This window comes from Pseudoalteromonas shioyasakiensis, assembly GCF_022398475.1.
In the GTDB taxonomy this organism is placed as follows: Bacteria; Pseudomonadota; Gammaproteobacteria; order Enterobacterales; family Alteromonadaceae; genus Pseudoalteromonas.
This window is the reverse complement of record NZ_JAKEVM010000074.1, coordinates 1-21,016: the sequence shown is the minus strand read 5'-3', so window position 1 is coordinate 21,016 and position 21,016 is coordinate 1. Positions and strand designations below refer to the sequence as shown.

General features: G+C 41.5%; 20 protein-coding genes. 9 read left to right on the top strand and 11 right to left on the bottom strand.

What is annotated here, in order from left to right:
• Positions 1 to 492 precede the first annotated feature (492 nt).
• Positions 493 to 666, top strand: a complete 174-nt coding sequence (locus L1D51_RS13205) for a DUF1328 domain-containing protein (protein ID WP_064971747.1) — start codon at positions 493 to 495, stop codon at positions 664 to 666.
• Between the two features lie 51 nt (positions 667 to 717).
• Positions 718 to 909: a hypothetical protein gene (locus tag L1D51_RS13200; protein ID WP_054551284.1), complete on the top strand. Its 192-nt coding sequence runs from the start codon at positions 718 to 720 to the stop codon at positions 907 to 909.
• Between the two features lie 927 nt (positions 910 to 1,836).
• On the opposite strand, the gene L1D51_RS13195 is transcribed toward L1D51_RS13200, so the two are convergent.
• Positions 1,837 to 2,760 carry a hypothetical protein gene (locus L1D51_RS13195; protein WP_239963859.1) on the bottom strand — a complete coding sequence of 308 codons (924 nt, stop codon included), beginning with the start codon at positions 2,758 to 2,760 and terminating at the stop codon, positions 1,837 to 1,839.
• A 124-nt stretch (positions 2,761 to 2,884) separates the two neighbouring features.
• On the opposite strand from L1D51_RS13195, the gene L1D51_RS13190 reads away from it, so the two are divergent.
• Complete coding sequence (locus L1D51_RS13190) at positions 2,885 to 3,352, top strand: YcxB family protein (RefSeq protein WP_055022042.1); 468 nt, start codon at positions 2,885 to 2,887, stop codon at positions 3,350 to 3,352.
• A 27-nt stretch (positions 3,353 to 3,379) separates the two neighbouring features.
• Here the strand turns inward: L1D51_RS13190 and csrA are convergent, their stop codons facing one another.
• The 6 genes from csrA to L1D51_RS13160 all read right to left on the bottom strand — a co-directional run bounded on the left by csrA (position 3,380) and on the right by L1D51_RS13160 (position 9,458).
• Positions 3,380 to 3,571 (bottom strand): carbon storage regulator CsrA, encoded by a 192-nt coding sequence (gene csrA, locus L1D51_RS13185; protein WP_036970495.1) that lies wholly within the window; start codon positions 3,569 to 3,571, stop codon positions 3,380 to 3,382.
• 93 nt (positions 3,572 to 3,664) lie between these two features.
• Complete coding sequence (locus L1D51_RS13180; RefSeq protein WP_239963858.1) at positions 3,665 to 4,882, bottom strand: aspartate kinase; 1,218 nt, start codon at positions 4,880 to 4,882, stop codon at positions 3,665 to 3,667.
• 6 nt (positions 4,883 to 4,888) lie between these two features.
• Entirely contained in the window at positions 4,889 to 7,489 is a 2,601-nt protein-coding gene (gene alaS, locus L1D51_RS13175; RefSeq protein WP_058585668.1) for an alanine--tRNA ligase, read from the bottom strand.
• A 17-nt stretch (positions 7,490 to 7,506) separates the two neighbouring features.
• Positions 7,507 to 7,959 carry a regulatory protein RecX gene (locus L1D51_RS13170; protein WP_054551279.1) on the bottom strand — a complete coding sequence of 151 codons (453 nt, stop codon included), beginning with the start codon at positions 7,957 to 7,959 and terminating at the stop codon, positions 7,507 to 7,509.
• Positions 7,959 to 8,753, bottom strand: coding sequence for a BPSS1780 family membrane protein (locus L1D51_RS13165; protein ID WP_054560784.1), 795 nt, complete (start codon positions 8,751 to 8,753; stop codon positions 7,959 to 7,961). The genes L1D51_RS13170 and L1D51_RS13165 overlap by 1 nt, the downstream gene beginning before the upstream one ends.
• Positions 8,754 to 8,831: 78 nt before the next feature.
• Positions 8,832 to 9,458, bottom strand: a complete 627-nt coding sequence (locus L1D51_RS13160) for a GTP cyclohydrolase II (RefSeq protein WP_054551277.1) — start codon at positions 9,456 to 9,458, stop codon at positions 8,832 to 8,834.
• Positions 9,459 to 10,009: 551 nt separating this feature from the next.
• Here L1D51_RS13160 and L1D51_RS13155 point away from each other — a divergent pair.
• Positions 10,010 to 11,083 carry a TonB family protein gene (locus tag L1D51_RS13155; protein ID WP_239963857.1) on the top strand — a complete coding sequence of 358 codons (1,074 nt, stop codon included), beginning with the start codon at positions 10,010 to 10,012 and terminating at the stop codon, positions 11,081 to 11,083.
• A gap of 26 nt (positions 11,084 to 11,109) precedes the next feature.
• Here the strand turns inward: L1D51_RS13155 and L1D51_RS13150 are convergent, their stop codons facing one another.
• The gene (locus L1D51_RS13150) at positions 11,110 to 11,559 is read right to left on the bottom strand and encodes a low molecular weight protein-tyrosine-phosphatase (RefSeq protein WP_055022026.1); all 450 of its coding nucleotides are present in this window, start codon (positions 11,557 to 11,559) and stop codon (positions 11,110 to 11,112) included.
• Positions 11,560 to 11,568: 9 nt separating this feature from the next.
• A complete protein-coding gene (locus tag L1D51_RS13145; protein WP_058585678.1) occupies positions 11,569 to 12,075 on the bottom strand; it encodes a DUF3087 domain-containing protein in 507 nt (168 codons plus the stop codon).
• 106 nt (positions 12,076 to 12,181) lie between these two features.
• Here L1D51_RS13145 and L1D51_RS13140 point away from each other — a divergent pair, with 106 nt between their 5' ends.
• The 4 genes from L1D51_RS13140 (at position 12,182) to L1D51_RS13125 (ending at position 15,641) form a co-directional block, all read left to right on the top strand.
• Entirely contained in the window at positions 12,182 to 12,829 is a 648-nt protein-coding gene (locus L1D51_RS13140) for an energy transducer TonB (protein ID WP_055022028.1), read from the top strand.
• Positions 12,830 to 12,835: 6 nt separating this feature from the next.
• Positions 12,836 to 13,387, top strand: coding sequence for an RNA polymerase sigma factor (locus tag L1D51_RS13135; RefSeq protein WP_239963856.1), 552 nt, complete (start codon positions 12,836 to 12,838; stop codon positions 13,385 to 13,387).
• Positions 13,377 to 13,976 carry a hypothetical protein gene (locus L1D51_RS13130; RefSeq protein ID WP_239963855.1) on the top strand — a complete coding sequence of 200 codons (600 nt, stop codon included), beginning with the start codon at positions 13,377 to 13,379 and terminating at the stop codon, positions 13,974 to 13,976. The genes L1D51_RS13135 and L1D51_RS13130 overlap by 11 nt, the downstream gene beginning before the upstream one ends.
• Positions 13,977 to 14,504: 528 nt before the next feature.
• Entirely contained in the window at positions 14,505 to 15,641 is a 1,137-nt protein-coding gene (locus L1D51_RS13125) for a PQQ-dependent sugar dehydrogenase (RefSeq protein ID WP_239963854.1), read from the top strand.
• 242 nt (positions 15,642 to 15,883) lie between these two features.
• On the opposite strand, the gene L1D51_RS13120 is transcribed toward L1D51_RS13125, so the two are convergent.
• The gene (locus L1D51_RS13120; RefSeq protein WP_054560796.1) at positions 15,884 to 17,260 is read right to left on the bottom strand and encodes a Na+/H+ antiporter NhaC family protein; all 1,377 of its coding nucleotides are present in this window, start codon (positions 17,258 to 17,260) and stop codon (positions 15,884 to 15,886) included.
• A 94-nt stretch (positions 17,261 to 17,354) separates the two neighbouring features.
• Positions 17,355 to 19,802 (bottom strand): penicillin binding protein PBP4B, encoded by a 2,448-nt coding sequence (pbp4b, locus tag L1D51_RS13115; RefSeq protein ID WP_239963853.1) that lies wholly within the window; start codon positions 19,800 to 19,802, stop codon positions 17,355 to 17,357.
• A gap of 337 nt (positions 19,803 to 20,139) precedes the next feature.
• Between pbp4b and L1D51_RS13110 the strand changes: the two genes are divergently transcribed.
• On the top strand, positions 20,140 to 20,985 hold the full coding sequence (locus tag L1D51_RS13110; RefSeq protein WP_054560797.1) for a MurR/RpiR family transcriptional regulator: 846 nt from the start codon (positions 20,140 to 20,142) through the stop codon (positions 20,983 to 20,985).
• Positions 20,986 to 21,016: the final 31 nt, after the last annotated feature.

Below are 21,016 nucleotides of genomic sequence, written 5' to 3'. Positions count from 1 at the left end.
AAATAATTATGCACCAATAATAACAAACAAAATTCATTTGTATAGCACCATTGTAAATTGGTAAAACCAATTAAATTTAAAATAACATGACGCACATATAATTAACACCCTACTATTAGCGCATTTAAAGCCCCGTTATAGATGATATAAATAGTCAATATAGCCAAACGTTATATGTTCAGCTATTAACCAATCATAGTAAAAAGCCTAAAAACCACGCACAACAAGGTGTTAGAGCTATTACCTTACAACAAAGTTAAATTGGTCTTACCAATAATCACAGAAATACTCTTTTTCTTCATTCAGCTCAATATGAAAAAATATCACTATGAATAAGTTACATGCTTACTCGTAAAAGTTACCAAATGATGAACCCTCTCAAGAACAACAAAAACACTCAACCCTTTGAAATATATAAAATAAAACTTATGGCACAGAACTCGCTTTAGTTACATCGAACTTAAGAAAATTTAAATAGCCAAGGAGACCACTATGTTACGCTGGACAATTACTTTTTTAGTTATCGCGTTAATCGCAGCAGTGTTAGGTTTTGGCGGTATCGCAGGAGCCGCTGCAGGCATCGCTAAGATTATCTTTTTTATATTTTTAGTATTACTAGTTATTTCGCTGGTATCAGGAGCACTTAGAGGCAGTGTCCCTAAGTAGTTAAAAGCAGATAACCACTTACTTTATTTTAAATTTACAAGGAATTTCATTATGAAAAATTCAACTTTAAAAGCCGCTACTATCGCCCTATTTTCAGGTTTATTCATCATGGGTTGTGAAGACAACTCTGCTGAAGACGCAGGTGAGCGTATTGATGAAGCAATTACTGATACACAAAATGCAGTTGAAGATGCATGTGAAGAAGTAAAAGAAGGTGTTAACGCAGAAGAAACTAACTGCTAAAAACAACCTTACTTAAGAAGAGCGGCCAAGTGCCGCTTTTTTGTGTATGCAAGTTAGCAAGTTAGCAAGTTAGCAAGTTAGCAAGTTAGCAAGTTAGCAAGTTAGCAAGTTAGCAAGTTAGCAAGTTAGCAAGTTAGCAAGTTAGCAAGTTAGCAACTCTAGTCTGCCTGCTGCTTGTGTCAAGGAGCTTGCTAACTTTACTCTTTCCCCTAGAAACCCGTTAACTTGTTGGGTTTCGCTCCGCTCTACCTACGTCACGTAGGTCGCCATTTATGGCGACACATGTTTTATCACTCATACTTGATGGGCTAAAGCCCGACTTACAGCCGTATTAATTGAGAAAATCGCGCGAAATAAATTTCACGCCTACGTGAGCCTTAAACTCGCTAACTTTACTCTTTCCCCTAGAAGCTCGCTAACTTGTTGGGTTCAGCTCCGCTCTAACCTACGTCACGTAGGTCGTCATTTATGGCGACACATGTTTTATCACTCATACTTGACGGGCTAAAGCCCGACCTACGACTTACACGTAGATTTAAGAAACATCGCGCGAAATAAATTTCACGCCTACGTGAGCCTCAAACTCGCTAACTTTACTTCTTTCCCCTAGAAGCTCGCTAACTTGTTGGGTTCAGCTCCGCTCTACCCTACGTCACGTAGGTCGTCATTTATGGCGACACATGTTTTATCACTCATACCTGACGGGCTAAAGCCCGACCTACGACTTACACGTAGATTTAAGAAACATCGCGCGAAATAAATTTCACGCCTACGTGAGCCTCAAACTCGCTAACTTGTTGGGTTTTAATCTGATAGCTGACGGCTGAAAGCTGATGGCTCCTTTCTCTAGAAACTCGAAACTTTACTCTTTCCCCTAGAAACTCATTAATTTGTTGGGTTTCGCTCCGCTCTAACCAACCTACGATATTACTTACAACCCATTGTAAGAGGCTTGTTTGTCGTTACACTCGCTATATGCCACTGGCCGTCGATAAAACTCACCTTTGCGACATCACTTACAGCAAAGTCGCCAGGTACATTTAAACGCGTTAAGTTACTCGCTAGCTGCTGCTGACAATATGGGCCGGTATCGCCATGCATTACAAGTACAGGCTTATTGGTGTGCTTTGCGAAATCGCTGATGGCATCTCGGTATATTTTAAATGCATCACAATTAGAGCGTTGTGATTCACTGCAAGCAGGTTTACTGGTCGGGTGGTAAATATCAGCCTGAAAACCAAATACATAGGCCTTAGCGTCTTGTTGAACAAGCGCTTGTTTTAACCAAGTTAAGTTGTACTTATCACGCTTGTCGGCGGCATCTAGTGCAGCGTTTTTATCACTTTTTAAAATTTGTGAGCGACCATTAAAAGTGCCCGGTATATGTAAGGTACGAAACTCAATACCATTAAACTGCCAGCGGGCATTTTCTAGCATTTCAGCTTGGGTTGCATAACCCTGAAGTTGCTGTGCTTTTTTTGTATAAGCATCGTCGAACATCAAGCCTTTAACAAAGCTTAGCCGTTCAAGCTCATCAAAGCGCACCGATAGCTTTTCTCGGTCGCAATCGGTCCATTCATTATCACCGGGGGTATAAATAAAAGGCTGTGTGGTCAACGACGTTAATAACGCTTTATTACTTTGCAAAAGTTCATTCGTGCAAGCAAGCGCTCCCGATTTCATGTCACCAAGATGCATTAAAAAGCCATGAGGTGTTGCTGCGATTGCCTTGGTAATTTTTCCGTCTTTGGCGAGATTGATTTCATCAATCGGGGTGTATGGCATATCGCCCATAACTAAAAAAGTATTTGTGGTCATTGCAAGTACTAATGACATTGAACTAACAAACATACAACTTACACCTTTAAAATACGCATACCTTAAGCTCTCACAATGACAACTAAATGAAAACCAACTACGGAAGATTTTTTCTATCAATGTTAAACTGCCGCCAGCAAATTAAGTGAGCCCACAAATGACTTTAAGTACAACTTACAAATTAGATAAACCGTATTATTACGAATGCTTTGATGAGTCTTTACCTTATTCATCACAAGCTAAGCCTAAATACCCGCTATTGGTATTATTAATAACCTTAGGCTTATTAGCTTTTTATCAATTAGATAATCATTATTTAGGCAGCTTTATGATTATGCTTGCCGTGGTTGAGTGCTTATCGTTTTACTACAAACGCCCATGGTGGGTCGCAAGACAAATGATGAGTCGTGCATCGGGTAGCGAAGTGACTGTCGTATTTGATGATGAAGGCGTTAAAGCCGAAAACCCGCATAAAAGCTACCAATTAAGCTGGCAACAAATTAGTGAGATTATTGAAACTGAGCGAGGTTATATTTTAAAGGCTCAGCGCGGTATGCAATATATTTCTAAACAAGCGCTAAATGATGAAATGACAGCAGAACTAAATAAAAGAGCCACTCAGTGAGTGGCTCTTAAAAATATCTGTCGCTGATTAAACGTTGCCCGGATTTGGGTTAGATTTCTCTGCTTGGATTCGCATGTAGATTTCTTCACGATGTACTGATACATCTTTAGGTGCATTTACACCAATGCGAACTTGATTTCCTTTAACACCAAGAACAGTAACTGTTACTTCGTCACCGATCATAAGGGTTTCACCTACTCTACGAGTTAGTATTAGCATTCTCTTGCTCCCATGTTCCAAAAAATTAAAAGATTCCGCGTCAAAAACATTCTAATGAAATATAGACTTAAAAGTAAGTAAAAACTCTAGATCTTATTCATTTTCAGTTAAAAAAACTTTGTGCAGCGCACGTACAGCCAGTTCTAAATACTTTTCGTCAATTAAAACTGATATCTTAATTTCTGATGTCGATACAAGCATCACTTTGATGTTTTCATCGGCAAGGGCATTAAAAAACAAACTTGCCACACCAGAGTGAGATTTCATCCCTACACCTACTGCAGACACCTTGGCAACATTGCTGATCCCTTTAATAGATTCTGCGCTGATACCATCTTGGTTACTGGTCAAAATTTCAAGCGCTTGCTCAAAATCATTCGTGTGCACAGTAAAAGCATAGTCTATTTTTTCAAAGTTATGATTAACTTGATTAATCATATCTATTTCGATGCCGAATTCTGCAAAAAGTTTCAAAATTTTTGCAAGGTTTTCCGTTCCTTGGTGCACACCATTAACGTAAATCAAACTTTCGTCACGATTAAAGGCGATACCCGACACAATGTTTGCTTGCACATCCGGCTCCTCAAAACTGATCAAGGTCCCTTGATCCGGGTTAAAACTCGATAACACTCTGAGCGGTATATTATATTTTCCTGCAGCTTCGACACTACGAATATGCAGCACCTTAGCCCCAAGACTGGCCATTTCGAGCATTTCTTCGAAAGTGACATGGCTCATACGTCGCGCATTTGGTTCAATGCGCGGGTCGGTGGTGTATACCCCATCAACATCGGTGTAAATTTGACATTCGTCGGCATTGATAGCGCCAGCAATCTCAACCGCAGAGGTATCAGTACCACCGCGACCAAGCGTAGTGATATTGCCTTCGATATCACGGCCCTGAAAGCCCGCTATAATGGCAATACGGTTATGCTCAAGTTCATGCTTAAGACGAGTCGCAGCAACCTCTTCAATACGCGCTTTACCAAACATGTTATCGGTGCGAATGTTGACCTGATCAGCAAGTAAGCTTACCGCTGAGTGACCACGTTTAATGATAGCCATTGCAAGTAGAGAAACTGACACTTGCTCACCGGTAGTTAGCAATACATCAAGCTCACGAGCACTGGGTCGAGAATCGATTTGTTTAGCGAGTTCAATTAGACGGTTAGTTTCTCCCGACATCGCCGAGAGCACCACCACAACTTGATGGCCTTGTTGCTTGGTTTTTACAACAAGGTCGGCGACGGCCTCAATTCGCTCTATTGAGCCAACTGAGGTGCCACCGAATTTTTGGACGATAAGTGCCACTAGTAGTTAAGAACGCTCAGATAACCAACCAGTTACACTTTCTAAGGCTGCAGCTAGGTTCTCTGGCTGAGTACCACCTGCTTGCGCCATATCAGGACGACCACCGCCCTTACCGCCTACTTGTGCAGCCATGTGATTTACAAGCTCACCGGCTTTCACTTTACCTGTTAGGTCTTTAGTTACACCTGCAATTAGGCTTACTTTGTCGCCATTAGCTACGCCAAGGGCAATAACACCTGAACCAATCTTCGTTTTCAGGTCATCAACCATGCCACGAAGTGCTTTAGACTCAGTACCTGCAACATCAGCAACCAGTAGTTTAATACCGTTCACTTCAACAACAGAGTCAAGTAACGATGCACCAGCCGCACTTGCTAGCTTGTCGTTAAGCTGTGCAATTTGCTTCTCTAGGCCTTTTGATTTCTCAAGTAACGCAGTTACTTTTTCAAGTACTGTGCTGCTATCACCTTTAACTAGTGCTGCAACATCGTTTAGTTGTTGCTCTTGCTCACTTACATAAGCAACCGCTTCAGCACCCGTTACCGCTTCAATACGGCGGATACCGGCTGCGATACCGCTTTCTGATACGATTTTAAATAAACCAATATCACCTGCACGCTTAACGTGAGTACCACCACATAGCTCGATTGAGTAGTCACCAATGGTTACTACGCGCACTTCGTCGTCGTATTTTTCACCGAATAATGCCATTGCACCTTTTGCTTTAGCATCTTCGATAGCCATTAGCTCAGTTTCAAGAGCAAAGTTACGACGGATTTCATCGTTTACTGCGCGCTCGATTTGGCGTAATTCGTCTTTTGTTACCGCTTCAAAGTGAGAGAAGTCAAAACGTAAACGCTCAGGGTCAACAAGTGAACCTTTTTGATTTACGTGCTCACCTAAAATTTGACGTAACGTTTCATGTAAAATGTGTGTTGCAGTGTGGTTTTTCTTGATGCTATCGCGACGTGCTGCATCAATTGTTGCCTCTGCTTTATCGTTTGTACCAATACGGCCTTGTACACGACCATGGTGTGCAAATGCATTACCAAGTTTCGTGGTGTTAGTCACTACAAACTCACCGCCAGCAACTTTTAACACACCCGTGTCACCAACCTGACCACCTGATTCAGCATAAAACGGTGTGCGGTCTAAGATTGCGATACCTTCTTGACCATCTTCAAGTACAGAAACCGATTGACCTTCTGAGAAAAGCTCAACCACAGTACCTGTGTAATGCTCTGCATCGTAACCTTTAAAGTCTGTGTGTTTTTCAGACTTAAGTTGTTGGTTGTAATCAGCACCAAACTTACCAGCTTGCTGTGCTTGCTTACGCTGAACAGCCATGCACTCTTGGAAGCCGTGCTCATCAATCGTCATGAAACGCTCACGCGCCACGTCTGCCGTTAAGTCTGCTGGGAAACCGTAAGTATCGTAAAGTTTGAATACTAAGTCACCTGGGATCACATCACCTTCGATGTCAGTTAGGCTTTCTTCTAAAATAGCCAGACCACGCTCAAGTGTTTTACCAAACTGCTCTTCTTCGATACGCAGTACTTTTTCAATAATTTCTTGTTGCTTAGCAAGCTCTGGGTACGCTTGACCCATTTGCTCAATTAGTGCAGCAACTAACTTGTAGAAGAATGCACCTTTTGCGCCTAGCTTGTTACCATGACGAACGGCACGACGAATAATACGACGTAGTACATAACCACGGCCTTCGTTTGATGGCATAACGCCGTCAGATACTAAGAACGCACACGAACGAATGTGGTCTGCCACAACGCGTAACGATTTATCATCTAAATCTTGTGCGTTTGTTACTTTAGCCGCAGCAGCAATAAGAGCTTGGAATAAATCGATTTCGTAGTTTGAGTGCACGCCTTGTAAAATTGCAGAGATACGCTCAAGACCCATACCTGTATCAACAGACTGCTTAGGAAGCGGCTCCATTGTACCGTCGGCATGGCGGTTATACTGCATAAATACTAGGTTCCAGATCTCGATGAAACGGTCACCGTCTTCTTCAGGTGAACCTGGAGGACCACCCCAAATTTCTTCACCGTGATCGTAAAAGATTTCAGAACATGGACCACAAGGACCTGTATCACCCATTGACCAGAAGTTATCGCTGGTTGCAATGCGAATAATACGGTCTTCACTTAGACCCACTTCTTTATGCCAAATGTTGAAGGCTTCTTCATCATCGTGGTAAATGGTAACAAGTAGCTTTTCTTGAGGTAGTTTTACAACATCAGTTAAAAACTCCCAAGCAAACTTGATTGCGTCTTGCTTGAAGTAATCACCAAAGCTGAAGTTACCTAACATTTCGAAGAATGTATGGTGACGTGCAGTGTAACCTACGTTTTCAAGGTCGTTATGTTTACCACCGGCACGCACACAACGTTGTGAGCTGGTTGCACGTGAATAAGGGCGGCTTTCCGCACCTAAAAATACATCTTTAAATTGCACCATACCGGCGTTATTGAATAATAACGTGGCATCGTTACCCGGGATCAGCGAGCTTGAAGGAACAATTTGGTGTTGTTTAGAGGCAAAAAAGTCTAAGAACTGTTGCCTGATCTGTGCGGTAGTCATATGCTGCATGTGAAAATCTCACCCGTTTATTGCTGTGCTTGCATTGCAAAATCAATTTGTTCGTAATTAAAGCCTCGATACATCAAGTAGCGTACACGTTTCGCTCTTTCTTTCTGGTCGAGTTCTTTACCTGAATTTGAAAACTTCTTTAAATATGCGTCCTTTGCGAGTTCGAACCAATCGACTTCGAACTCCTCGAGCGTCTTATCTAATAGTGCTCGGTCTATCCCTTTTGCCATTGCTTCGCTCTGAATGCGTTTTACACCATGATACTTAGCTAAATGGCGGCGTACAAACCCTTCGCAATAGCGCTGTTCGTTAATAAAGTTGTGTGATTCACACCAATCTAACAAGCGCTCTGTGAACTCGGGCGTCGCCTCTTTTTGCTGTAACTTTCGCGTTAAATCCCGACGCGAATAATCTTGTCGAGACAATAACCAAAGTACGTAATTTTTTAACTTTTGTTCTTTATCATCCATTACGCGTCAAAGCGTCCTGATTGTGAGGGCGCTTCAGGTGCTTTTGTTTGGTCATCACCTTTTGGTACAACTGGCATAAAAATGGCCTGAAAAGACACGAAGAAGCTAATGTAACAAATTGGCATTAAAACCAATAGTGGAATAAACGATAAAGGAATACAGATCACCATTAAAACGGCGCAAATTAGGCCATAAACACTCAATGGTGCCATATTATGGTAAAACACCATGAATGAGGTTTTTAAAACCTGAAACATATTGCTTTGTTTTTGAAAATAAACCAAAGGCACTGCATAGGCAAAAGCGGTTAAATACACACAGATCGCCACTAAGAATACCGCAACTTGTCCCATTGAAATGGTTGCCAATAAATCTGCAATATGTGATTGGTTTTGTGGATCAAAAGTCTGACTCGAAATAACTGCGTAGGCATCTGCAAAAATGAAATTAGACAGTAAGGCCAATAAAATACCTGCCGCCATCTGATACACAGCCACACGCACTAAACCTATACGGTTCCCCTTATTACTAAAGGGTTTAAAAATATCAGCTTGGCTGACAGTCCCGCCTTGCTGCTTTGTTAACACAGCTTGATAAAAACCCGCCATCAAAAATGGCGTCACAAACGCACCAACAACTTGTAGTAAAGGTAGTAGCAATGCCAAAAAGCTAATTATCACGATTAGCAGATGCATTAAAATAAAAGTCAAAGGTTGCAGCTTAAAGATTTCCCATCCAGCTTTAAACCATTTAACGCCCGCATCAGCTTTAAAAATACGTACTTCGATCGACATAGTTTCTCATTCAATAACGACAAAACGCACCGAGTATAACTGGGTGCGCTACTTGTTTATAGTCACCTGTAGTGAAATTTACTCAGGCTTTTTAATTTTTTTAATATCAAGCATGTGCGAACCATGTTTGATTTTCGTTTCGAGGTAAGCTCGGTTACCTACCACACCCGCCTTAATGTGCGCATGAGTGCCAACCACTGAATCAACTTCAATCCCTGCATCACGCAGTGCTTTAAGCTTATTTGGGTTATTAGTCATTAGCTTAACGTGCTTTTGATTGAGTGCTTCAAGCATTAATACCGCGTCTGAAAAGTCACGTAAATCATCAGCAAAACCCAAGTGGTTATTCGCTTCGTACGTATTCATGCCTTGCGACTGTAATACGTAAGCATCAATTTTATTGTATAAACCAATGCCACGGCCCTCTTGGCGTAAATACAGTAAAATACCGCCTTGTTGGTGCATCATCTCGATACACTCATTTAATTGCTCACCACAATCACAACGTGATGAATGGAATACATCGCCCGTTAAACACTCTGAATGCATACGAATTAAAGGGACATCTTGCTCTGTGTCAGCTTGATTAAACACTAAAGCAACATGTTCTTGGCCATCATTTAAGCCACTGAAAGATACGATTTCTGCAGGGATATCACTGTTTTTGCCAACATTCAGCTGGACTCTTGCTCTTACTTGCGCCACGACAAATCCAAATTAAAAAATAAATGCGATACTGCAAATGTGATTACAACAGCTTGAAGGTTGTAAGAATGCAACATACGACGAGTGATAACTAATATTGAGGCAGTTACCAGCAATTCAAGTATTATACACTCAAACCACCCCAAGATACGAGCTTTGCGCCTCGCTTTAGTGGCGCTAAAAAACACCTTAAAAGCTCTACTTTTTAGAGTTAGACCTTTGAAATAAAATAAATTAATAAATAAACCTTTGTAGATATTCGAAAAAATAGATTAGTTTAATCTCAATAAAGCAGTAAACCTTTTTCAAACCGTTAATAAAAACAACAATAATAGGGAATATTATGAAAAAAGCCTTCGTGCTAATTTGCAGCGCCCTGCTACTAAGCCTGCCAAGTTTGCCAATCAAGAGTCCAGTGAATCGCAACACGTACCTTAAAGCCAAACAGTGACACATCGACTGTAATTTGCTACCTTGCACCTAATGATGATAATAATTATCATCTACAAGTATTAATCCCCTGTTCTTTGGGCAAAATAATAAGGAATATTATGAAAAAGAGCTCTCTGGCATTATTCGTTGCATTACTATTTAGTCAGCAAGGCATTGCCAATGAAACGACCACCCAAGAATTTAACGACACCTACCGCGCTTATGTCGCTGCTGTAGAAAATAAGCAAGACAGTAGTGAGCTTGCCAAAAAAGCGTTTGAGCTTGGCAAAGAAATTTATGGTGAAAGCGCCGACAACACCGCCAATCTTGCTATTAACTATGCAAACAGCCTTGCTAAAAGCGAACAAGAACAACGCTTTGAGTTATATCGCACAGCCTACGAAATACTTGAAAAAAACCACGGCAAGCAAAGTATGCAAGTGTATGACTCATTAATCGGCATGGCAGAATCAACTCCCTCAGCTAAGCGCGCTGATACATATCTTGATGATGTCATTGCTATTGCTGAAAAACAAAACTCAGACAAGCTAGTTGCTGATGCAAAAATGACCGCCGCTCGTATCCTTGCTTACAAAGGCACTGGCGAGCGCTATTACACAGCGAAGGAGTATCTTGAAGAAGCCGATAAGTACTACCAAGAAAACTTACCAAATAACGCTGTCGATCGTATTAGCGCTGACTTTTTAGTTGCCGCATTCGCAGAAAACCAACGTAAATACAGCACCGCCATTGAGCGATTGAATCACGTAGTTAGCGTATTTGATCAAGAGCTAGACTTTGATCATCAAACCGAATTAAACGCCCATTCGAAGTTGGTTCACTTATACGAAAAAACAGGTAAAAGCGACGAAGCAACCAAGCATTGCTTAGCGATTGCCAAAATGGTGCCTTGGAAAGAAAGCCAAGAACAAGAGCCGTTGTACCGTGTGCCACCGAAATATCCAATGTCAAAAGCACAACGTATGGAAGACGGCATTGTCGTGATGGAATTTGAAGTAACCCCGTCAGGCTTTGTAGACAATATAACTGTGGTTGACTCTGAAGGTGGTACTGCATTTGAAAGAGAAGCAGTAAAAGCAATGAAAAAATGGCGTTATGCGCCTAAGTTTGAAAATGGTCAAGCCATTGCTGCAACTTCTCGTGTGCAATTAGACTTTAAAATAAAAAGATAAATAACAGGGTCGCAATGCGACCCTTTTTATAGCTTTTTAAGCAGGTTATCGGCTGCGTCCTCAATTAAATCGAGTACTTTTTCAAAGCCTTGATCGCCACCATAATAGGGATCTGGGATCTCACTCTCCCCTGCATCACCATGACTTAAAAACAGCGACAGCTTATATTGTAAGTGCTCTGGACACTGGGCTTGTAAATCAGCAAGATTTTGCTTGTCGGCTGCGAGAATTAAGTCAAACTCATGAAAATCAGCTTGAGTCACAGGTCGTGAATAGATGCCTTTAAAACTATAACCGCGCTTTTCGGCTGCTGCTTTTGAACGTGAATCAGGTGGATTACCTTGGTGGTAACCAATGGTGCCAGCAGAATCAACTATAACATTGACACCCAGCGCCTTGGCACGACTACGAAGTACCGCTTCTGCAGTAGGTGAACGACAAATATTGCCTAAGCAAACAATCAAAACCTTTTTCATTATTCGTCCTTAAAATTGCTTTAAGATTGACTCATCATAACGTTCTGCATCAAGCGAGAGGTTGTATTTATCTGCAACACTATCAAGCTCTGCCTGCTTAATTGCCAACTCATCCATGGTAATAGTGTTGTCATCAAGCTGCCATAACAAACGTGATCCCGCATAGCTGTAATGAATTGCTAATAAAGCATCTGCATTGCCCTCACGCCCTGCTGCTTTTAACTTTGGCATTTTACGGGTGATTTTATTCAGCGCTTTTTTAAGCTCCCACACATAGACTATTTCAGTCATGTAATCATGATTGCGGTATTTATTAAGCACAAAGCCCACCAGCAAACTACACACAACAACACCTAATAGGTTCCAATGAAAATGGCTACCGCTTGGGTCAGGAAATAACGCTATTAACGTTTGTGAAATGGCTAAACTGCCAACGGCTAAAGCAATTACACAAGCAATAATTACTTGATTTAAATGTTTACGGTAACGGGCTTTATCTATTTGAATAAGTTTCATAACAACCTAAAAAACTTGTGAAAAATAAAAAGTGAAAAAAATTTCACCCCTTTTTTATTTGCCAGCCGTTTTAGCTATGAAAGCAATTATCCAAAGAGGAACGGCTATGCATACTTTACCACTAAACTCAGCAAGCTTGAATAACAGCAATGCTGCTTTAAAGACAACCGCAGCAATTCTTGGCGGCGGTGTCATGACCTTTGCAGCATTTGCATTTATGCAGTACTTAATTTCTGCTGAGCAAAGAGCCGATGTTAAAACAGGCCCAGATATCACGGTTGAAATTTATGAAGTACCGGAAGACTCAAAAGTGCAAGTAAAGCAAACACTGCCGCCACCGCCAGTTGCTAAAATGCCACCAAAAGTACCGCCACGCCCAACGATTGATACGACAGATACCGTTGTAGTAGCTGATTTAACACCAACAATGACATTCGATAACATTGGCGACACGCTTAGCAAAAGCATTAACCAACCAACAGGAGATGCGACACCAATTGTGCGTATAAACCCTAAGTACCCTCCAGTAGCAGCTCGTGATGGCATTGAAGGTTGGGTACAAATTAGCTTTAGCATTTCACCGACTGGCGAAGTGATTGACCCTGTTATTATTGATGCCGAGCCTAAACGGGTATTTGACCGTGAAGCAATTCGTGCAATTAAACGTTGGAAATATCGCCCTAAAGTAGTTGAAGGTGTGGCACAATTACAAACAAACCAAAGCGTTCAACTTGATTTTAAAATAGATGGATAACTGCCTATGCTAATGAGCATCAAGACATGGTTATTTGACAAGCCAAACACAGATTGTTTGGCGCAGTATGCCAAAACGGGCGACAACCGTTACCTTAACCAACTCGTTGCTCAATATGGGAACGATCTTTATCACTACCTAGTTACACAAAGTGATAAAGATCTTGCCCTTGATATATGCCAACAAACCTGGTTAAAAGTTATTGATAAACGCGACTTTTACAATGATCAAAACAAGCCAAAAGCGTGGCTTTTTCGGTTAGCACGTAATTTATTAATTGATGAATTTCGTAAGCAGCAAAAGTTCGTTGAATTAGAAGACAACCAACTATTTTCTGAATCTCAGGATGCAAGTTATCACTACGACTATGAAGCCTTTGATAAAGCACTTATGGCGCTTAGCTTTGTACAACGTGAAGCGCTGACATTACAACAAGAAGGCTTTAGTCTCGAAGATATTGTTGCTATCACACAAAGTAACCCAGAGACCATTAAAACTCGGCTGCGATATGCCCGTCAAAACCTGAAACAACAACTAGGAGGCCATCATGAAGCGTAACGACGAGCAACTCGATGCTGATTTAAAAGCACATTTTCAAAAGCGTAAAGCACAGCACAGCTTAAGCAGCGACGAGCTTTCACACATGCAAAAGCCACAGTCGGCAACACCAAGACCACAGCGCTTTTTAGGCCTACAAATGACCGGTGTTTTTGCTGCTTTAGCGATTCTTGGCTTTGTCATGCTGCAATACAATAACCGTGAATTAACCCATGTTTATGCCGTGGATTTATCTGATTATCAATGGCTTGAGGTACATGAACTCGACGCCAAAGGCAGCTATGTGAGTAATCTTAAACAACAAAAACAAAACCTAGATGCGAACTACCAACAAGCATTAGCCAATCACCAAGCCCGCACCAGCTTCACCGGCCGTCTAGTCAGTATTGACAATGACTGGTATATCGCCGACTGCGAGCAAAATGTCATAGTACAAATTAAACAATCACTCCTTGAAGAACTACAAAAACACGGCACCCTAGATACTCATATTCACCAAGGTGACTTACTAGCCCTAGACCAAAACAAACAAGGCCAAATCATTGCACTCAAACAGCTGACTCATGAAGCGGAAAAGTGTAAAGCTTGAAAACAGCGGTCAGCCGTCAGCTCTCAGATTTAAAACAAGTTAGCGAGTTACAAGGGGAAAGAGTAAAGGAGTACCGTAGGCGTGAAATTTATTTCGCGCGATGGTTCAACGAGCCATCAGCTTTCAGATTTAAAAAAGCTAGCGAGCTACAAGAGTAAAGTCGCAAGTTTTTAGATAGCAGCGGGTTTACCCCGCGTAGGCGTGAAAGTTATTTCGCGCGATGGTTCAACGAGACATCAGCTCTCAGCCGTCAGCTCTCAGATTTAAAACAAGTTAGCGAGTTACAAGAGTAAAGTCGCAAGTTTTTAGGTAGCAGCGGGGTTACCCCGCGTAGGCGTGAAATTTATTTCGCGCGATGGTTTCCACGAGATTTCAAACTGACGGCTGACGACTGACGACTGACAGCTAATACTCCACTCTTTACCTCGCTTTTCCTACCGATAATCGCACATTGCTCTAATGTTAATAACAATTTAATGCTGAACCAGCTAGGCTAATAACATCGTGTTTAAATATTATGGAGTTACCATGAAAAGGTCTTTGTTTAACAGTTTAATCATTGCCTCAATTAGCTTGTCGAGCTTGCAAGCGTGTGCTCAGCCGGAGCAAAAGATTCCTCTGGATGCCAGCGCTAATAACTACAAACTAGAATTAGTAAGCGAAGGTATTCAAATTCCTTGGGGTATGGCTTGGCTTAACGAGCGTGACTTACTCGTTACTGATCGACGTGGCGAGCTTAGATTGATTCGTGATGGCAAACTCGTTGAGCAAGCAGTTAAAGGCACACCTAAAGTACATGATGAAGGTCAAGGGGGTTTATTAGATATAGAGCTTGATCCGAACTTTGCCGACAATGGCTGGATTTATTTTTCGTACTCGGGCTATGAGGGCGATGGTGAGGGTTATAACACCTCGATTATGCGTGCCCGCTTTAAAGATATGGCTCTTGTCGATCAACAATTATTGTTTGATGGCGAGCCAAATATTAAAACAACAAAACACTATGGTTCGCGTATTGAGTTCGACAAACAAGGTTACTTGTACTTCTCTATTGGCGACCGTGGCAAAAGAGACGTTCACCCACAAAGTCTAGACTATGATGCGGGCAAAATTCACCGTATCAATAGCGATGGCTCTATCCCTAAATCAAACCCGTTTTATAACCATAAAACAACTCACAAAAGTATTTATTCGTATGGACACCGTAACCCACAAGGTATGGCAATGCACCCTGAGACGGGAGTTATTTGGAGCCATGAACATGGCCCTCGTGGCGGCGATGAAATCAACATAGTTAAAGCAGGTGCAAACTATGGTTGGCCTGAGATCACTTATGGGATCAACTACATTGGTACGAAAATTACCGACGAAACTAGTCGCGAAGGAATGGAACAACCTGATTGGTATTGGGTGCCTTCAATTGCCCCTTCTGGGATGGAATTTATCACCAGCGATAAATACCCACAGTGGCAAGGCCAAATTGCCGTAGGTTCGATGAAGTTTGGCCACCTTGTTTTGGTAAAACTTGATGGTGACAAAGTAACAGGCCACAGCAAAGTATTTGAAGGTGTAGGTCGCGTCCGTAGCCTAGCCACACACCCTAATGGTGACCTATATCTAGGTGTTGATGGTGTCGGTGTTTATAAAGTTGTACCGAAAACATAGCTTTCAGATTTAAAACAAGTTAGCGAGTTACAAGGGGAAAGAGTAAAGGAATACCTTAGGCGTGAAATTTATTTCCCACGATGGCCTCAATCCATACTCTTGTAGGTCGGGCTTTAGCCCGTCACTTTATAAGTGATTCGACATGTGTCGCCATAAATGACGACTTACGTTACAAGCAATAAAAAACCACAGACTTCTCTGTGGTTTTTTACTTATAACTTAAGACTTACAGCTTTAAGCTTTTATAAAACAATAATACTCGTTACTAGGTAAGCAATGAAGGTTAATGCGCCGCCGAATAAGGCGTATGGCATTTGGGTTTTTACGTGAGTTAATAGATCACACCCTGATGCAATGGCCGATACCGCGCTGGTATCTGAGATTGGCGAGCAGTGATCGCCAAACACACCACCACCTAAAATAGCAGCAATAACCAATGAAGGTGGTAAACCTAATGCTTGAATGAGCGGTACACCAATTGGAATAAGTATTGCGAATGTGCCCCATGAGGTGCCTGTGGTAAATGAAATTACCGCACCTGTAATAAAGAGCACTGGCACAACCAAGTAAATAGGTAAGAAATCACCTACTAGGCCTGCAACAAACACACCGGTACCTAAGTCTTTTAAGCTTGCACCCAAAGTAAGTGATAGCAATACAATAGACACTAATGGCAGTAACTCCCCCATTCCTTTAAAGCCAATATCTACCAGCTTATGGTGTGTAAATTCACGCGAGCTAATCATTAAAAAGTAAGCTACAACACAGGCTAAAATAGTTGCATACAGCACTGATTTAGAACCACTACCGCTGGCAATATCGCCATCGCCAGTCCAAAACATAAAACCAACCATACTACCAATTAAGGTAATTAGAGGCACAAGCATGTAACGTGCTTTTGAACCTTTCACTTCTTCTGTTAGTTCGGTTTCTTGTTGCTCTAGGTTTTCTTCTGCTTGCTTTAATGGGCCATGTACCTTGTCAAAGGTGATGGTGTAGAACACGATAAGTAAAGTGATAATGGCGTAAAAGTTATAACCAATACTGCCCCACAACACCGAAACCGCAGACTCTTCCATTTCGTAGTTGCCAAGAAGGCCCAGTACGTATGCGCCCCATCCATTTAGCAAGATTAAAATACACACAGGTGCGCTGGTACTATCGATAATATAAGCAAGGCGTGCTCGGCTCATCTTAAACTTATCGAATAAACCACGCGATAAAATTCCCGAGGTTAATACGCTTAAGTTCGATTCAATAAATACCGCAATACCTGAGAACATGGTTAAGTAGCCCACTTGGCGCTTACTTTTAGCCACCCCTTTGTTCATCAGCAAATTAACCGTCGCGGCTACACCACCAGATTCACGAATATAGGCAAGTAAAGCACCTATTAAGATACTAAAAATAAGGATGCGGCTATTACCAGGGGAGCTGGCAACCTCAATGACTCGCTCAATAGTGTTGATAAAGGTGAAAAACAAGGTATTACCTTCACCATTCAGAGCAAGCAAAAACTCAGACGACGCAACCGCGACCAATAACGCCATGATCACTTCTTTGCGCCAAAACACAATTAAGATAGCAATCAAGGGTGGTAAAATTGAATACCAAGACATAAAAACCCTTTTAAATTAAGAACAACATTTTATTTTTATTATGCGAAAACTCGCTAAGCTTAATGGCTTTGCCACCAAACTCAACTTAATTCGACTAGTGATTTAATATACTCTCATAAATCAGTGAGATAATAGAGCCATACTTACCTGTTTCGAAACGCTTGCCGACAAACTGGTAATTTTCTTGCGAACCTTCAATCGGTGAATGACGGGCATTGGTTAATAGCACAATAGCAAGGTCATACTCTGGGTCAATAACGGTCACAGTCCCTGTCCAGCCGGTATGACCAAAAGCCCGCGGGCTAGCATAAGGGCCAAAATGCCATTTACGCGCTTGATGCCCCGCTCTACGCCATCCTAAACCATAAGTCTCATCACTTGCTTGGGAGTTTGTGAATTGCTCAAGTACTTGTGGCGTAAAAATTTGCTTGTTGTCGTAGCCGCCACCATTGAGTAGTACCTGCATAAGCACAGACAAATCACCGGCGGTACTAAAAAGCCCAGCATGCCCCGCTACACCACCTAAAGCATAAAATGCTTTTTCATCATGTACTTCACCTTGCAGTACATCGGTTCGAATATTTTCAAACTCGATGCGACCACCTCGGGTGTTGCCGTTAATTTCAGTGGCGGCAATTTGCGAAGATAAAAAACCCTTTTGCAATGGGTTATAAACCGTATGCGTTAAACCAAGCGGCTGATAAATTTGGCTTTCTACATAGGTATCGAGCGCCATACCACTAATACGCTCTACCAGTACACCAAGCAACATATAATCGATATCAGAATATAGGTGTTTTACGTTACGACCAGCCACGAAAGGGACACCTGTTAACAGTAGGTTTTTAGTACGCAGGCTGTTTTGAGAAAAAAAGCGCTCACCAAATTTATTGTCTTTACGATGAAAATCAACCACCGCAGGGTAACCCGCACTGTGGGTGAGTAAATCTTTTACTAAACGCTGTTCACGGCCGCTGCCTCTAAATTCTGGTAGGTAATAAAACAGTGGTTTTTCTACGTCGAGTTTACCTTCGCTGGCAAGCTTCATCAGCGCAAAATTAGTGGCAAACATTTTTGAGTTTGAAGCTATATCAAACAAGGTATCGTTTTGCATAGCTTGTGGGCTTGCAAGTTCACTGCCATCAGCATGGTACTTTTTAGCCGCGCCATAATGGCTTAGTTTAATCAACTTGCCATCTTTAACAACGGCGAGTACCGCGCCCGGAAAGCCCTCTTTAACCTCTTGATTAATTAATTCATCAACAGCACTAAAACGCTTTTGAGTGCTGTTTTTATCAAGCGTTGGGTAAGGAAAACGTAAGGTTAAGCTTGCCCCTTCAGGCAATACACTTTCTACTTTATACGTGTTTATGCCATCGCGGGTGCGTTTAGCCAAACTGTATTGATATATTTTTTCGGCTGTTAATGGTGAGGCAATATTAATTTTTTCACCATTAATGAAAATATCAGCACTGGTTGCATCTTGGTTGTCAATGATGATCTCACCGCGACCTTTATAGGCAGTAAATGTGCCTCGGTCGTTAACAAGCGCGCGACTGCTTGGATCAAGAGCCGGAATACGCGCTATCACTTGTGCATTAGCCAGTGTTTTTGGCGCAGGCTCAACCGCTTGCTGTTGCTGCTGATATTCTTTAAATAATCGCTCTAGCTTTTTAGGGAAGTACTTATCTAGTAATGCAAATAGCACAGCCGCACTTCTGGCATCACTATTACCGCTTACATGCCAAGGTAAAAAGTGCATTTGAAAGGCACTTAGAGCATCTAGCGTTTGCGAATCAAGCTGACCCGTTGCAATCACCTCATAGCCGTAACTGCGTAGTGCTTTTTGCATTAATTCAACTGAAGGTTTTGATGCGCTAAATAACTGCCAATATTTATCAACGGTGTCGCTGTCGTACCACGCACCGATACCTGCTTTATAAAGTTGATACCAAGGAAAACGCGGGCCTGGGTCGTTCTTACGGCTTGGGGCAATATCAGAATGGCCAACAACTTGAGTTGGCCCGATATCTGGGTTACGAGCAAGAATATCTTTACTAAGCTTTATTAGTAGCTCTATTTGTTTAGCATCATAGTCAGGAAAAATACATAACTTACTTGCGTCATTTTCCATCGCAAGGTTTGCTTGCTCAGGAATATGACAGGTTGGTACATTCACTATTTCAATACCAATAGAATGATCATTTAAATCTTCTCGGCCTTGCCAAAAACTGCGTCCGGCGTGCCATGCCCTATCTTTCTCATCAACCAGCTGAGTAATTTCTAATTCATCTTTTGGATAACTCGGGTCGCCTGATTCAGGTAATAAATAATGTGAACTTAAGCCCCCTTCATCCACGAGCGCACGCATTGATTTTTCGTAATCAATGGCGGTGTAATGCATCACTAAAAACTTAACACGGTGGCTGTAATTAGCTGATTGTGTGTAGGTATATGGATTACTGGCACAGCTTACTAATAATGCCGCACTACTTAGATAACACAGCTGTTTAAGTAATGTTTTCAAAGGGGTAAAACTCATAACAGATTCATACCTGATGATTTAAGCGTTGACGATTCTCAGCAATACAGTAGCAACACCCACTTAACATGTAAAATATTTTATTTCACAATTAAAGAATAAAAAGCATACATTATCGCTAAGTTACTAAAAATAGAGCTATCTCAATAATTAGAGTTGTATCTATTATGGAATAAAACTATATTATTCCATCTAAATTAAGAAAAATATTCCAAACTTAGGTCTGCTAAAACAAAAATAAGTCGTCGTGTTAAGCAAACAATGCGCCCAAGCCCTGTGTTTATAATAGAACCATCGCTTTGCGTTTTGACTAAGTTAAGCAAACAAAGTGAGCCCTATGTCTACTTTTGTAAAAATTAAAGCCTTACGCCAATCTCTATCGAGCAGCGAAGCTAAGCTTGCTGACTTTACGTTAAATTCAGCGAATGCCATTCGTAATTTATCATCGGTTGAACTAGCAAAAGTGGTTGGTGTAAGCCAATCAAGTGTGGTGAAGTTTTCGCAAAAGTTAGGTTATAAAGGCTTCCCTGCTTTTAAACTTGCGGTAATTGATGCACTTAACGATGAAAGCAGCGAACCTAAGCTACATGGCAAGATCACTCTGAATGACTCGCTAGAGCAAATCGCCGAAAAACTATTAAGCAGTAAATTGGCGGTGTTAACCGAAACCAAAAACCTCAACGAAGCACCAGCTGTCGAAAAAGCGGTAGAGCTATTAAAATCTGCAAAGCGCATTTTAATTTGTGGTTTAGGTGGCTCAGCACTGGTTGCAAAAGATTTTTCTTATAAATTACAAAAACTCGGTATGCCAGCTATTGCAGAGCCAGATGGCCATGCACAACTTGCATATGTTGCGACGTTTTCAAAAGGTGATTTGGTTATCGCGATAAGTGAGTCAGGTATGACTCGCGAAATTGCCGAAGTTGTTAAACAAGCTAAGAAAAACTCAAGCTCGGTGATCTCAGTGACTAAATTTGGTAGTAGCCTTGTTGCTGACTCAGCTGATGTAAAACTTTATTCGGTTGCTGAAGGCGAGTCTGTACGTTTATCGTCAATCTTAGCGCGTACGGCACAAGATTTTGTCATTGATATTTTGTTTATTGCTCTTACACAGTCAAGCCGCCAAGGTCGTAAGTTACTAGAACATTCTAATGAAGTTGTTGGCGAATTTAAGAATAACTAATTTCTTCAATAAGGTTATATAAATACTTTAA